The sequence below is a fragment of the Cognatiluteimonas sedimenti genome, assembly GCF_022808325.1.
Classification (GTDB): domain Bacteria; phylum Pseudomonadota; class Gammaproteobacteria; order Xanthomonadales; family Xanthomonadaceae; genus Cognatiluteimonas; species Cognatiluteimonas sedimenti.
In genome coordinates this window covers 432,113-446,587 of record NZ_JALGCL010000002.1, presented here as the reverse complement: position 1 = coordinate 446,587, position 14,475 = coordinate 432,113, and the positions used below count along the sequence as shown (strand labels likewise).

The window sequence follows — 14,475 nt, the reverse complement described above, 5'->3', positions numbered from 1 at the left end:
CTCACAGGTCGTTGTCGTCGCCCGGGACGCGGGTGAGGATCTCGACGCCGTCCCCGGTCACCACGACGGTGTGTTCCCACTGCGCCGAGAGCTTGCGGTCGCGCGTGACCACGGTCCAGCCGTCCGGCAGCAGCCGGGTCTGGCGATTGCCTTCGTTGATCATCGGTTCGATGGTGAAGGTCATGCCCGGCTCCAGAACCAGACCCTCCCCCGGCCTGCCGTAGTGCAGCACCTGCGGCTCGTCGTGGTAGACCTTGCCGATGCCGTGGCCGCAGTACTCGCGCACCACCGAGAAGCGATGGCTTTCCGCGTACTGCTGGATCGCGTGGCCGACGTCGCCCAGGGTCGCGCCCGGACGGACCGCGCGGATGCCGCGGAACATCGCCTCGCGGGTGACGTCCACCAGCCGTCTTGCCATCACCGAGGGGTCGCCGACGAGGTACATGCGGCTGGTATCGCCGTGCCAGCCATCCTTGATCACGGTGACGTCGATGTTGAGGATGTCGCCGTCCTTGAGCATCTTGGCCGGGCTCGGGATGCCGTGGCAGATGACGTTGTTGACGGAGGTGCAGACGGTGGCCGGGAAGCCGCGGTAGCCGACGTTGGCCGGCACCGCCTGCTGCACGTTGACGATGTGGTCGTGGCAGATGCGGTCGAGCTCCTCGGTGGTCACGCCCGGCTTCACGTGCGGGGCCACGACCTGCAGCACCTCCGCGGCCAGGCGGCCGGCGACGCGCATCTTCTCGAGTTCTTCGGGGGTCTTGAGCGGGATCGGCATCCGGGCATTATCGTCCATTTTCCGGCCGCTCCCGCCATCGCCCCGCCGGCGGCTTGCCCGTAACCGGCTGTTGCCGCTACAATTCCGGGGCTTTCCCGGGCCTCCCAGCCCGCGCAGGCCGCCCACGACGGGCGCCACCGTCGAATACACACCTGCTGCCACAACCCGCGCCGGGGTGCCCGAGGTCCAAGGACCTGGGGTTCGGACGCGGAAGCCGCAGGGAGGCCCAACCCCGGAATCCACGGTCCGCCGGCAGGCGGGTCATCGCCCACCACTTTTCCGGGCGCGGATTCCATATCGGAGTTCAAGCAATGCCCCAGATCACCATGCGCCAGATGCTGGAAGCCGGCGTCCACTTCGGCCACCAGACCCGCTACTGGAACCCGAAGATGGGCCCGTACATCTTCGGTGCCCGCGGCAAGATCCACATCATCAACCTCGAGAAGACCGTGCCGCTGTTCGGCGACGCGATGAACTTCATCTCGGGCATCGCCCAGAAGCGCGGCATGATCCTGTTCGTCGGCACCAAGCGCTCCGCGCGCGATGCCGTCAAGGAAGAAGCCGAGCGTTGCGGCATGCCGTCGATGACCCAGCGCTGGCTGGGCGGCACCCTGACCAACTTCGCCACGGTGAAGAAGTCGGTGGCGCGCCTGAAGGAGCTGGAAGCCGGCGAGACCGACGGCAGCTTCGACAAGCTGGTCAAGCACGAGGTGCTGGGCCTGCGCCGCGAGCGCGAGAAGTTGCTGGCCTCGCTGGGCGGCATCAAGGACATGAACCGCCTGCCCGACGCGCTGTTCGTGATCGACATCGGCCACGAGGACATCGCGATCAAGGAAGCCAAGAAGCTCGGCATCCCGGTGATCGCCGTGGTCGACACCAACTACGACCCGGCCCTGGTCGACTACCCGATCCCGGGCAACGACGACGCGATCCGCGCGGTGCAGCTGTACGCGCGCGCCGCCGCCGACGCCGTGCTCGAGGGCAAGGCCGCCGCGCCGCAGGCCGCGACCGTGCGCGAGGACGAATTCGTCGAGCTCGACGCCGACGGCAACCCGACCAAGGCTCCGCGCGGCCGCGCTCCGGCAAAGAAGGCGCCGGCGAAGAAGGTTGCGGACGCGGCGAAGACCGACGAGTCCGTCGCGCCGAAGGCCGACGCGTCCATCGCGGCTGCAGAGGAAACCCCGGCCGCCGAGTAATCCGGCCGTCACGCGGCCGCGCCAGGGTGCGCGGCCGCCGTTCGCTTTTCGCCGGAGCGGCTTCAGCCGCGGGCTTTCCCTTTCCCGGTTCCCGCGAAGGGCTCGCGGCTGAAGCCGCTCCTACAAAACCATTTGAATTCGAGGTTCACCCCCATGGCAGAAATCACCGCATCCCTGGTCAAGGAACTGCGCGAGCGCACCGGCGCCGGCATGATGGAGTGCAAGAAGGCGCTCACTGAAAACGACGGCGACATCCAGGCCGCCGCCGACTGGTTGCGCAAGACCGGCCTGGCCAAGGCCGACAAGAAGGCCAGCCGCGTCGCCGCCGAAGGCCGCATCGCGATGGCGCAGGCGCCGGGCAAGGCGGTACTGGTCGAGATCAACTCCGAGACCGATTTCGTCGCCAAGGACGCCAACTTCCTGGCCTTCACCGAGGCGGTCGCGCAGGCCGCGCTCGATGCCGGCGATGTCGACGCGCTCAAGGCGACCAAGCTGGGCGGCGGCGAGAGCGTCGAGGAAACGCGTTCGGCGCTGATCGCCAAGGTCGGCGAGAACGTGCAGGTGCGCCGGATGGCGCGCATGGACAGCGGCAACACCATTGGCGCCTACGTCCACGGCGGCCGCATCGGCGTGCTGGTCGAGGTCAAGGGCGGCAACGACGAGCTGGCCCGCGGCCTGGCGATGCACATCGCGGCGATGAACCCGCCGTACGTCTCGCCCGCGCACGTGCCCGCGGATTTCGTCGCCCGCGAGAAGGAAATCGCGCTGGCGCAGGTCAAGGATTCGGGCAAGCCCGCCGAGATCCTGGAAAAGATGATCTCCGGCAAGATCGCCAAGACCCTCGCCGAGATCAGCCTCACCGGCCAGCCGTACGTGCTCGACACCAACATCACCGTCGAAGCCGCGCTCAAGGCCGCGGGCGGCGCCGAGGTGCTGTCGTTCGTGCGCCTGGCCGTGGGCGAAGGCATCGAGAAGCAGGCCGACGACTTCCACGCCGAAGTGATGAAGCAGGCCGGCCTGGCCTGATTCTCCTGCTGCAGGTCCGGGCCATGCCCGGCTGCGCAAGAGGCCCGCGATCGCTCGCGGGCCTTTTTTTGTCGCAACGCGAGCCCCTCAGTCCCGCCGCCCCACCCGCCGATCCACCGGCATCCGTGCCGGCCAGCCGCCGGCCATCGCCTGGTACAGCGCGACCGCGCTGACCACCGTGCGGGTACGCGCGGCGGCGAAGGCGTCCTGCGCCTGCAGGCGGGTGCGCTCGGCGTCGAGCACCTCGAACAGGTCGGCGGCGCCGGCCTCGAAGCGCACGTGCGCCAGTTCCGCGGCGCGGGCGCTGTCGCTGGCGGCGTTCTGCAGGTGCGCGTCCTCGACCCGGGCACGGGCGTGGCGCACCAGTGCGTTCTCGGTGTCCTCCAGCGCGAGCAGCACCGCCTGTTCGTAGCGGGCCAATGCGCCGGCGGCGCCGGCATCGGCGGCGGCGATGCGCGCACGCACGCGGCCGACGTCGAGGAACGACCAGTCCACGCCGAGCGCGACCAGGCGGGTTTCGCTGTCGCGTTCGAACAGCGCGCCGGCGTCGACGGCCTGGCTGCCGACGAGGCCGCCGAGGGTGAAGCGCGGGAACAGGTCCGCCGTCGCCACGCCGATGCGCGCGGTGGCCGCGTGCAGGCGCTGCTCGGCGGCGGCGACATCGGGCCGGCGCGCCAACAGCTCACCGGGGGTGCCGGCGTCCAGGCGCGCGGGAAGCTCCGGCAGCGCGCGCGGAGCCTCGAGGTCGGCGACCAGCGCGTCGGGGGTCCTGCCGACGAGCACGGCGAGCCGGTGCATGTCGAACGCAACCTGCGCCTCCAGCGCGGGAATGCGCGCGGACGTGGCTTCGAGCTGGGCGCGCGCACGCGCCGTGTCGAACTCGGTGCCGCGGCCGGCGCGCAGGCGCGCGTCGACCAGGCGCAGCGTCTCGCGCTGGTTGTCGGCATTCCCGCGCGCCACGCGCAGGCGCTCCTGCAACCCGCGCAGGTCGAAATAAGTGCGTGCCACCTGGCCGACGATGGCCACCTGCGCCGCCGCCAGGTCCGCCGCGCTGGCCGCGGCGTCGGCACGGCCGGCTTCGACGCCGCGGCGGATGCGGCCGAACAGGTCCAGCTCCCAGCTCGCCTGGATCCCGGCGCTGTACGACTCGGCGTCACGAGCGTCGCGGTCGACGCCCGGCACCTGGTCGCTGCTGGAACGCCCGTCGCTGCCTTGGGCGCGGGCGGTGATGGTGGGGAAATGGTCGAACTTCGCGCCACGCAACAGCGCATTGGCGCGGTCGTAGCTTGCCAGTGCGATGCGCAGGTCGTGGTTGGCGTCCAGCGCCTGCTCGACCAGGGCGGTGAGCTGCGGGTCGCCGAACGTGGTCCAGAACGCCGGATCGACGGCCGGCGTCGCATCCGCCGCCGCCTTTGCCGGCGATCGCGCGAATGCCTCCGGCACGGGCACGTCGGGCCGTACGAAGTCGGGGCCCACGCTGCACGCCGCCAGGGTGGTGGCGAGCAGCGACGTGATCATCAACCTGTAACCGGTCATGGCAGCACCTCCAACGGACGGGCATGGCTTGTGGCGTCGTCATGGCGCACCAGCGGCCTGTTCACAAGCTTGCGCAGCGCGACGTAGAACACCGGGGTCAGGAATAGCCCGAACAGGGTCACGCCGATCATGCCGGCGAACACGGTGACGCCGGTGGCCGAGCGCACTTCCGCACCGGCGCCGTGGCTGAGCACCAGCGGCACGGTCCCGGCGATGAAAGCGATCGAAGTCATCACGATCGGGCGCAGGCGCAGCCGGCAGGCTTCCAGCGCCGCCTCCACCACGCCCCTGCCCTGCAGCTCGAGCTCGCGCGCGAACTCCACGATCAGGATCGCGTTCTTGCAGGCCAGTCCCATCAGCACCACCAGGCCGACCTGGACGAACACGTTGTTGTCGCCACCGGTCGCCCAGACCCCGAACAGCGCCGACAGCATCGTCATCGGCACGATCAGGATCACCGCCAGGGGCAGCGTCCAGCTCTCGTAAAGCGCCGCCAGCACCAGGAACGCGAGCAGGATGGCGAGGGGGAAGACCACCAGCGCCGCGTTGCCCTGGGTGGACTGCTGGTAGCTCAGATCGGTCCACTCGATTGCCATGCCGTTGGGGAGCACCTTCGCAGCCAGCCCGGCCAGCGTGTCCATCGCCTGCGCCGACGACAGCACGCGCGGATCCGCCTCGCCGGCCAGGTCGGCGGCCGGATGGCCGTTGTAGCGCAGCACCGGGTCCGGACCGTAGGTCTGGTGGATCTTCACCATCGACCCGATCGGCACCATCTCGCCGCGATCGTTGCGGGTGCGCAGGTTGCCGATGTCCTGGACGTCGTCGCGGAAGCGCGCGTCGGCCTGGGCGATGACCTGCCAGGTGCGGCCGAACTCGTTGAAGTCGTTGACGTAGGCCGAACCCAGGTAGGTCTGCAAGGTGTCGAACAGCTCGGTCAGCGGCACCCCCTGGGCCTTGGCCTTGACCCGGTCGACCTCGGCATCCAGCTGCGGCACGTTCGCCTGGTAGCTGGTGATCGGGAAGCCCATGCCTGGCGTCTGCATGATCGCGCCCTGCATCGCCGCCACCGCGTCCTGCAGCGCGCCGTACCCGAGGTTGCCGCGGTCCTCGATGAACATCTGGTAGCCGTTGCCGTTGCCCAGGCCGAGGATCGGTGGCGGCATCAGCGAGAACGCGAAGCCTTCCTGCAACCCTGCGATCTTCTGGTTGATCTCGGCGTTGATCTCCGCGGCGCTCCGGTCGCGCTCGCCGGCCGGATCCAGCGGCAGGAATACCACGCCGGTGTTGGGGGTGTTGGTGAACTGCAACGCGTTCAGGCCCGGGAACGCGATCGAGTGCGCGACGCCCTCGGTGTCCATCGCGATGTCGGCCACCTGCGACAGCATGGCGTCGGTGCGCGCGATCGAAGCGCCCTCCGGCATCTTCACGCCGGCGATCAGGTACAGCTTGTCCTGGGTCGGGATAAACCCGGCCGGCACCGCCTTGAACATCAGTCCGGTGCACGCGAGCAGCACCGCATAGACCACGAAGACCGCGCCACGGCGGCCCAGCGCGCGCGAGACCACGCCCTGGTAGCGGCCGGAACTGCGCTTGAAAAAGCGGTTGAACGGATGGAACACGTAATTCTGGAGCCGCCAGCCGAACAGGCGCTCGATCAGCCGTGAAGGCCTGTCCCTCGCTTTATCGGAGCCGGGCGCCTCGTGCGCCTTGAGCAGGCGCGCGGCCAGCGCCGGCGACAACGTCAGCGAGTTGATCGCCGAGATCACGGTGGAGATCGCGATGGTGACGGCGAACTGCTTGTAGAACTGCCCGGTCACGCCCGACAGGAACGCCATCGGCACGAACACGGCGCACAGCACCAGCGCGATCGCGATGATCGGCCCGGACACCTCGCGCATCGCCTGGTGGGCGGCGGCCAGCGGGCTCAATCCTTCCTCGATGTTGCGTTCGACGTTCTCCACCACCACGATCGCGTCGTCGACCACGATGCCGATCGCCAGCACCAGGCCGAACAGGCTCAGCGTGTTGATCGAGAACCCCAGCAGGTACAACGCTGCGAAGGTGCCCACGATCGATACCGGCACCGCGATCAGCGGGATGATCGAGGCGCGCCAGGTCTGCAGGAACAGGATCACCACCAGCACCACCAGCAGCACCGCTTCGAGCAGGGTGCTGACCACGGCCTTGATCGAGTCGCGCACGAAGATCGTGGTGTCGTAGACGGCCTCGTACTCGATGCCGTCCGGGAACCGTTCCGACATGTCGTCCATGGTCGCGATCACCGAATCGCGGATGTCCAGCGCGTTGGCCCCAGGGGCCTGGAAGATGCCGATGCCCACGGCGTTGTTGCCGTCGAGCCTGGAACGCAGGGTGTAGTCGCCGGCGCCCAGCTCCAGCCGCGCGACGTCGGACAGGCGCACGACTTCGCCGTCGGCGCCGGCCTTGAGCACGATGTTTCCGAACTCCTGCTCGGTGTGCAGGCGGCCCTGCGCGTTGATCAGGGTCAGGAAGTCGCTGTCGGGCATCGGCTCGGCGCCGATCTGGCCGGCCGAAACCTGTACGTTCTGCTCGCGCATCGCGCGCACCACGTCGCCCGCCGTGAGGCCGCGCGAGGCGATCTTGTCCGGGTCCAGCCAGGCGCGCATCGCGTAATCGCCGCCACCGAACACCTGCGCGTCGCCCACGCCGGTGATGCGGGACAACGCGTCCTTGACGTGCAGGCGCGCGTAGTTGCGCAGGTACAGCGTGTCGTACTTGCCTTCGGGCGAAGTCAGGTGCACCACCATCAGGAAGGTGGGCGACTTCTTCTGCGTGGTCACGCCCTGGCGGCGCACGTCCTCCGGCAGCCGCGCCAGCGCCTGGCTGACGCGGTTCTGCACCCGCACCGTGGCGTCGTCCGCGTCGGTGCCGGGACGGAAGGTCACCGTCATCTGCAGCACGCCGTCCGAGCCGGCGACGGACTTGGTGTACATCATGTCCTCGACGCCGTTGATCGCCTCCTCCAGCGGCGTGGCCACCGTCTCGGCGATCACCTTGGGATTGGCGCCAGGGTAGACGGCGGTGACCACCACCGACGGCGGCACCACCTCGGGGTATTCGCCGATCGGCAGCAGCGGGATCGAGATCAACCCCGCGGCGAAGATCACGATCGACAGCACCGCGGCGAAGATCGGCCGGTCGATGAAGAACCTGGAGAAATCCATGGGGTCGTTCCTTTCCTGCTTCGCTTACTTCATCGCGACCGCTTGCGCGGGCGACGGCGCGGGTGCGCCCATGGCGATGGCCTGCGGGGTAACCGGCATGCCCGGCATGAACACCTTCTGCACGCCGTGCACGATCACCTTGTCTTGGGCGGCCAGGCCGGATTCGACGACGCGCAGCCCGTCGATCATCCGTCCGAGCACGATGTCCTTGCGCACCGCCTTGTTCTCCGGGCCGAGCACGTAGACGTACTTGCGGTCCTGGTCGGTGAGCACGGCCTTGTCGTCGATCAGCATGGCGTCGAACTTGCCGCTGCCCTGCACCTGCACCCGCGCGAACAGGCCCGGGGTGAAGACGCGGTCCGGGTTGGGCAGCACTGCGCGGGCGCGGATCGTGCCCGTGGCCGGATCGACCTGGTTGTCGACGAAGTCGACCGTGCCCTCGTGCGGGAAACCGGTCTCGTTGGCCAGGCCGACACGGACCGGGTTGCTCGAGCGCGTGCGTTCGCCCTTGCGCGCCAGCTCGGCGTAGCGCAGGTAGGTCTGCTCGTCGCTCTCGAAGTACACGTACATCGGATCCTGCGACACCAGCGTGGTCAGCAGGGTCTGGTCGGCCTGGGCGAGGTTGCCCTCGGTGACCATGGCCCGGCCGATGCGGCCTTCGATGGGCGCGCGCACTTGCGTGAACTGCAGGTCGAGCTGCGCCGCGGCGACCGCGGCCTCGGCCGCGCGCACGCCGGCGTCGCCCTGGGCGCTGGCGGCCTTGCGGGCCTCGAATTCCTCGCGCGAGATCGCCTTGGCCTCGATCAGGGTCTGCGCCCGCGCGTCCTGCGCCTGCGCCAGCCGTGCTTCGGCGCGGGCGCGCTGCAGCTGCGCCCACGCCTGGTCCAGCACGGCCTGGTAGGGACGCGGATCGATCACGAACAGCAGGTCGCCCTGCTTCACTTCCTGGCCTTCGTCGAAGGCGACGCGTCGTACGTAGCCGCTCACGCGCGGGCGCAGTTCGACGCTTTCGACCGCGGTGACGCGGCCGTTGAAGGTGTCCCACTGGTGCACGGGCTTGCTGAGCACGGTGGCGACGCTCACCGCCGGCGGTGGCGGCAGGTTCGCCGCTTCCTGGGCGCGGCTGTCGCAGCCGGCAATGGCCAGGGCGATCGGCAGGGCAAGCGATAGCGCCAGCCAGGGCAGCGCGGTGCCGGAACGCATGTCCGCCTTGCGGGCGGCGGGAAGCTTGCGGAGTGTCATGGGGAACCTCGATGTGCGGGGGAGTGGAAAGGATTGTCCCGATGGCGGGACTTTCTCTCCCAAATACGGAATGGTGCGTGCTGCGCCAGCGCCAGCAGGGGCAGCGCCAGCGGCAACCCCACCACGAATGCGAGCGTCCAGGCCATCAGCCACGCTTCGGCCCGGCCCAGGGCCATGGCGGCCTGCAGGGCCACGATGGCCAACCCGCCGAGGGCAATGGCTCCCGCCCCGATGACGGGGACAAGGACGAGGGTGGTGGCGCGCCGGAAGGACACGGGGACTCCAGTCGAAGCGAGGTGCGAAGGCTAGGCCCCGCGCCTGCACTTGATTAGCCGGCAAATCGGGGAATAATTGTTCCACCCCCGGGCCAATCGGCTCTTCCGCGCGTACCCCCGCCTTCAGGAGGCCCAAGATGGCCCGCGATCTCAACGACACCCTGGTCTTCGTCAAGGTGGCCGAGCTGGGAAGTTTCGTCGCCGCCGCGCGCGCGCTGCGCCTGCCCAAGACCACCGTCAGCCGCAAGGTGCAGGAACTGGAAACACGCCTCGGCGCGCAGCTCCTGCATCGCACCACGCGCAAGCTCGGCCTCACCGAGGCCGGCAACATCTATTTCGAGCATTGCCGCGGTATCGCCCGCGACCTCGACGAGGCCGAAAGCGCGATCAGCCAGTTGCAGGACGGCCCGCGGGGCTGGTTGCGCTTCACCTCGCCTTACAGCGCCGGGGTGATCTGGATCGCGCCGCTGCTGGCCGAATTCCGCGCGCGCCATCCGGAGGTGAGGGTCGAGATGGTCCTGACCAACGAGAAGCTCGACCTGATCGACAAGGAAATCGACATCGCGCTGCGGATCGGCCCATTGGCCGATTCGAGCCTGGTGGCGCGCCGGCTGGGCCGGTTCCGCACCCAGGTGTTCGCCAGTGGGCGTTACCTGGACCTGCACGGCGAACCCAGGCATCCGGACGAACTGGCGGCGCACCGGACCTTCGCGTTCCCCAAGTTCGCCCGCAACGGCAACTATTACTGGCCGCTCGGCGACGGCGCGCGCGAACAGGAATACCGGGTCGAGCCGGTCATCGTGGCCAACGATCCCAGCGCACTGACCGAACCGCTGCTGTCGGGCGAAGGGCTGATGCTCCTGAGCGAGGTCAGCGCCAAGCCCTACGTCGAGAAGGGGCTGCTGCGCCGCGTCCTGGCCGGATGGAGCGGGCCGATGATGGACTTCAATGCCGTGTTCCCGCGTGGCCAGGCGCAATCGCCCAAGATCCGCGCCTTCGTCGACTTCCTGGTGGAACGGCTCAGGTTCGAGGTCGACTTCATGCGCACCGCCTGCCCGGACAGCGGCGAATGCTGCGACGCGATGCGGGTGGCCGCGGCGACCTCGCAGGCGGAAGTGGCGCGCGCGGTCGCCAGCCAGGCGGGCCTGCCCGTCGGGGCCGGGGAAGAAGCGGAGGCCGAAGCCGCCTGATCGCGACCCGGGCCATCGACTAGAATTCCGTCTGCCGCACACCACTGCCCGGAGCCCCCGCATGCCCCAACTCGCCTATCGCCGCATCCTGTTGAAGCTGTCCGGCGAAGCGTTGATGGGCGACGAGGACTACGGCATCGATCCCAAGGTGATCGGGCGCCTGGCGCGCGAGGTGATCGAGGCGCAGCAGGCCGGGGCGGAGGTCGCGCTGGTGATCGGCGGCGGCAACATCTTCCGCGGCGCCGGCCTGGCGGCCGGCGGCATGGACCGGGTCACCGGCGACCAGATGGGCATGCTGGCCACCGTGATCAACGCGCTGGCGATGCAGGACGCGCTGGAGAAGCTCGGCGCCAAGGCGCGGGTGATGAGCGCGATCAAGATCAACGACGTCTGCGAGGACTACATCCGGCGTCGCGCGATCCGGCACCTGGAAAAGGGCCGGCTGGTGATCTTCGCCGCCGGCGTCGGCAGCCCGTTCTTCACCACCGACTCGGGCGCCGCGCTGCGCGCGATCGAGATCGGCGCCGACCTGCTGCTGAAGGCGACCAAGGTCGATGGCGTGTACGACAAGGATCCGAAGAAGCACCCGGACGCCACCCGCTACCAGAAGCTCAGCTACAACGAGGTCATCGCCCGCAACCTGCAGGTGATGGACACCGCCGCGTTCGCGCTGGCGCGCGACAGCGACCTGCCGCTGCGCGTCTTCGACATGTCCCAGCCTGGCACCTTGCTGCGGATCCTGCGCGGCGAGGACATCGGCACCCTGGTGCAGGGGCGCGACTGACGGCGCTTTCCCGGCGGCGTCGCGGGCCGGCCAGGCCAGGCCAGGCACGCCGGCGGAATAGTGTCCGTTCCCGGCGCATGCCACGATAACCGCATGCACGGCCACGACCATCACCACGGCTCGACCACCCGCGCGTTCGCGGTGGTCACCCTGATCAACCTCGCCTATACCGTCGTCGAAGCCGGCTACGGCTTCGCCACCGATTCGCTGGCGCTGCTGTCCGATGCGCTGCACAACCTCGGCGACGTCCTCGGCCTGGGCCTGGCCTGGGGCGCGGCGGTGATGGCGCGGCGCGCCCCGACGGACAAACACACCTATGGCTGGCGCCGCGCCACCCTGCTTTCGCCTCTGGCCAACGCGGTGCTGCTGGTGGGGTTCGCCGGCGCCTTGTCATGGGAGGCGCTGCGCCGGCTCGGCGCGCCACCGCAGATCCCGGCCATGCCGGTGATCGTGGTCGCGGCGGTCGGCATCGCCGTCAACCTCGGCGCGGCCTGGCTGATGCGCGAGGGCCACAGCCACGACCTCAATCGCCGCGGTGCCTACCTGCACCTGCTCGCCGATGCCGGGGTCTCGCTGGCGGCGGTGCTCGCCGGCATCGGCATGCTGCAGTTCGGCTGGCGGTGGCTGGATCCGGCGACCGGGCTGCTCGTCGGCGCGGTGGTCGCGCTGGGTGCCTTCGGGCTGCTGCGCGACGCCTTCAACGCGGCGATGGATGCGGTGCCGACCGCGATCGACCAGGCGCAGGTCCGGACCTGGCTGGCTGCGCAGGAGGGCGTCAGCGAAGTGCACCACGTGCATATCTGGTCGCTGGGGGCCGACGAGGTGGCGATGACCGCGCACCTGGTACGGCCGCTGGACGACGACCACGATGCGTTCCTTGATCGCGTCGCCGACCAGCTCGACCAGCGCTTCGGCATCAACCACCCGACCCTGCAGATCGAGCGTGGCGAGGCCTGCGAACACGATCGCCACGACCGCGCCCCGCACGGCGCGCGCTGAGCACGCACGGCCGGAAACCGGCCCCGCGGCGGCCTTTCGCTATACTTCCGGGCTGACGGATTGGCGCCGGAGCCAGCGATGATCAACGAGATCCAGAACGACGCGCAGGCGCGCATGGCCAAGAGCATCGACGCCCTGCGCCACACCCTGGTCAAGGTCCGCACCGGCCGCGCATCGACCGCGCTGGTGGAGCACATCAAGGTCAACTACTACGGTTCCGACGTGCCCCTGTCGCAGGTGGCCAGCGTCGCCGTCACCGATGCGCGGTCGCTGACGATCTCCCCGTGGGAAAAGCAGATCGTGGGCGCGGTGGAAAAGGCGATCCTGGGCTCCGACCTGGGCCTGACCCCGAACACTTCCGGCACCGTGATCCGCCTCAACCTGCCGGCGCTGACCGAGGAGCGCCGCAAGGAACTGTCCAAGGTGGTGCATGGCGAGGGCGAGGACACCAAGGTCGCGATCCGCAACATCCGCCGCGACGCCAACCACCAGGTCAAGGAACTGCTGAAGGACAAGCAGATCACCGAGGACGAGGCCAGCCGAAGCGAAACCGAGATCCAGAAGCTCACCGACACCGCGATCAGAGGCGTCGACGAAGTGGTCAAGGCCAAGGAACAGGAGCTGATGGCGGTCTGACCGGCGCCGCCCGCATGAGTACCCCGCCGCCTGCGCCGAACCGCATCCCGCGCCACCTTGCCGTGATCATGGACGGCAACGGCCGCTGGGCGCAGCAACGCCGCCGCCCGCGGGCCGTCGGCCATCGCGCCGGCGCGCGCGCCGTCAACCTGTGCATCGACTTCTGCCTGGACCAGGGCATCGCCGCGCTGACCCTGTTCGCGTTCTCCAGCGAAAACTGGGGCCGCCCCGAGGACGAGGTCGGCGCGCTCATGAAGCTGTTCATGAACGCGCTGGAACGCGAAGTCGCCGAACTGCATCGCCGCGGCGTGCGCATCCGTTTCATCGGCGAACGCACGCGCTTCCCCGGCGCGATCAGCGCCCGCATGGCCCAGGCCGAGGCGCTGACCGGGGGCAACACGCGGCTGGCATTGAACATCGCCGCCAGCTATGGCGGCCGCCAGGACATCGCCGCCGCCGCGCGCAGCCTGGCCGCCGACGTCGCCGCGGGGCGGTTGCAGCCGCAGGCCATCGACGAGGCCCTGTTCGCCAGCCGCGTGGCGCTGGCCGACCTGCCGCCGCCGGACCTGTTCATCCGCACCGGCGGCGACTTCCGGATCAGCAATTTCCTGCTCTGGCAGCTTGCCTACACCGAACTGTGGTTCACCGAGACGTTGTGGCCGGAGCTCGATGCCGCCACACTGCGGCGCGCCCTCGACGACTACGCCAGCCGTGAACGCCGCTTCGGCCTCACCGGCGCGCAGGTCGCAGGCTCCCAAGAAGAGACTCCCGCATGACCCGGACACGCGTGATCGCAGCGCTGGTGCTGACCCCGTTGGCGATCGCGGCGATCCTGCTGCTGCCGACTCCATGGCTGGTGGCGCTGGCGGCCGTCATCTTCCTGGCCGGCCTGTGGGAGTGGTTCCGGCTCGCCGACATCGACGACACGCTGGCCCGCAGCGTTCTGCTGGTGGTCAACCTGGCGCTGATGGTGGCGATCGTCTGGGCCTCGCGCACCCACCAGGGTTTCAGCTACGTGCTGCTGCAGATCATGGTGGTGGTCGGCGTCATCTGGTGGCTGCTGGCGGGACTGTGGCTGAAGCACTACGACTTCGCCTCGGACCATGACACCCACGCGCGGGTGTTCAAGCTCGCCGCCGGGACGCTGGCGATCCTGCCGGCATGGTGCGCGATGGGCGTGATCCACGGCGCGCAACCCTACGGCCACCGCTGGCTGTTCGTGGCCCTGGCGATCGTCTGGGCCGCCGATTCCGGCGCCTACTTCGTCGGCCGCCACTACGGCCGGCGCAAGCTCAGCCCGCGGATCAGCCCCAACAAGACCGTGGAAGGCCTGGCCGGCGGACTGGCGTGCGGGCTCGCGGTGGCGCTGGCGTTCGCGCCGCTGGCCGGCGCGACGCTGGCGCAACTGCCGGCGGTGGCCCTGGTGGCGCTGGTGGCGGTCGCGTTCTCGGTGGTCGGCGACCTGTTCGAAAGCCTGCTCAAGCGCCACGTCGGCGCCAAGGATTCCGGGGACCTGATTCCCGGCCATGGCGGCATCCTCGACCGGATCGACGGGGTCGTCGCCGCGCTGCCGGTGTTCGCCCTCGGGAAGGCCTGGCTCGGGTTCTGAA

12 protein-coding genes are annotated in these 14,475 nt (G+C 69.4%); 8 read left to right on the top strand and 4 right to left on the bottom strand.

Annotated features, from left to right (window positions below; all coding sequences use genetic code 11):
* Position 1: 1 nt before the first annotated feature.
* Complete coding sequence (map, locus tag MQC88_RS08810) at positions 2-778, bottom strand: type I methionyl aminopeptidase (RefSeq protein WP_243321150.1); 777 nt, start codon at positions 776-778, stop codon at positions 2-4.
* A gap of 311 nt (positions 779-1,089) precedes the next feature.
* Between map and rpsB the strand changes: the two genes are divergently transcribed.
* Positions 1,090-1,974: a 30S ribosomal protein S2 gene (gene rpsB, locus MQC88_RS08805; protein WP_243321148.1), complete on the top strand. Its 885-nt coding sequence runs from the start codon at positions 1,090-1,092 to the stop codon at positions 1,972-1,974.
* Positions 1,975-2,127: 153 nt separating this feature from the next.
* Complete coding sequence (gene tsf, locus MQC88_RS08800; RefSeq protein WP_243321146.1) at positions 2,128-3,000, top strand: translation elongation factor Ts; 873 nt, start codon at positions 2,128-2,130, stop codon at positions 2,998-3,000.
* A gap of 87 nt (positions 3,001-3,087) precedes the next feature.
* Here the strand turns inward: tsf and MQC88_RS08795 are convergent, their stop codons facing one another.
* Genes MQC88_RS08795 through MQC88_RS08785 form a run of 3 tightly spaced genes read right to left on the bottom strand, consistent with a single transcriptional unit; the run spans position 3,088 to position 8,942 of the window.
* The gene (locus tag MQC88_RS08795; RefSeq protein WP_243321143.1) at positions 3,088-4,536 is read right to left on the bottom strand and encodes an efflux transporter outer membrane subunit; all 1,449 of its coding nucleotides are present in this window, start codon (positions 4,534-4,536) and stop codon (positions 3,088-3,090) included.
* Entirely contained in the window at positions 4,533-7,739 is a 3,207-nt protein-coding gene (locus tag MQC88_RS08790) for an efflux RND transporter permease subunit (protein WP_243321141.1), read from the bottom strand. The genes MQC88_RS08795 and MQC88_RS08790 overlap by 4 nt, the downstream gene beginning before the upstream one ends.
* Positions 7,740-7,763: 24 nt before the next feature.
* A complete protein-coding gene (locus MQC88_RS08785) occupies positions 7,764-8,942 on the bottom strand; it encodes an efflux RND transporter periplasmic adaptor subunit (RefSeq protein WP_243321321.1) in 1,179 nt (392 codons plus the stop codon).
* A 451-nt stretch (positions 8,943-9,393) separates the two neighbouring features.
* Between MQC88_RS08785 and MQC88_RS08780 the strand changes: the two genes are divergently transcribed.
* From MQC88_RS08780 to MQC88_RS08755, 6 genes are all read left to right on the top strand, one after another.
* A complete protein-coding gene (locus MQC88_RS08780; protein ID WP_315857089.1) occupies positions 9,394-10,446 on the top strand; it encodes a LysR family transcriptional regulator in 1,053 nt (350 codons plus the stop codon).
* 61 nt (positions 10,447-10,507) lie between these two features.
* A complete protein-coding gene (gene pyrH / locus MQC88_RS08775) occupies positions 10,508-11,230 on the top strand; it encodes a UMP kinase (RefSeq protein WP_243321139.1) in 723 nt (240 codons plus the stop codon).
* Positions 11,231-11,323: 93 nt separating this feature from the next.
* Positions 11,324-12,229, top strand: a complete 906-nt coding sequence (locus MQC88_RS08770; protein WP_243321137.1) for a cation diffusion facilitator family transporter — start codon at positions 11,324-11,326, stop codon at positions 12,227-12,229.
* A 78-nt stretch (positions 12,230-12,307) separates the two neighbouring features.
* Positions 12,308-12,865, top strand: a complete 558-nt coding sequence (gene frr, locus MQC88_RS08765) for a ribosome recycling factor (protein WP_243321134.1) — start codon at positions 12,308-12,310, stop codon at positions 12,863-12,865.
* Positions 12,866-12,879: 14 nt separating this feature from the next.
* A complete protein-coding gene (gene uppS / locus MQC88_RS08760; protein WP_243321132.1) occupies positions 12,880-13,641 on the top strand; it encodes a polyprenyl diphosphate synthase in 762 nt (253 codons plus the stop codon).
* The gene (locus MQC88_RS08755) at positions 13,638-14,474 is read left to right on the top strand and encodes a phosphatidate cytidylyltransferase (RefSeq protein WP_243321130.1); all 837 of its coding nucleotides are present in this window, start codon (positions 13,638-13,640) and stop codon (positions 14,472-14,474) included. Before uppS ends, MQC88_RS08755 begins: the two co-directional genes overlap by 4 nt.
* The last annotated feature ends 1 nt before the right edge of the window (position 14,475 follow it).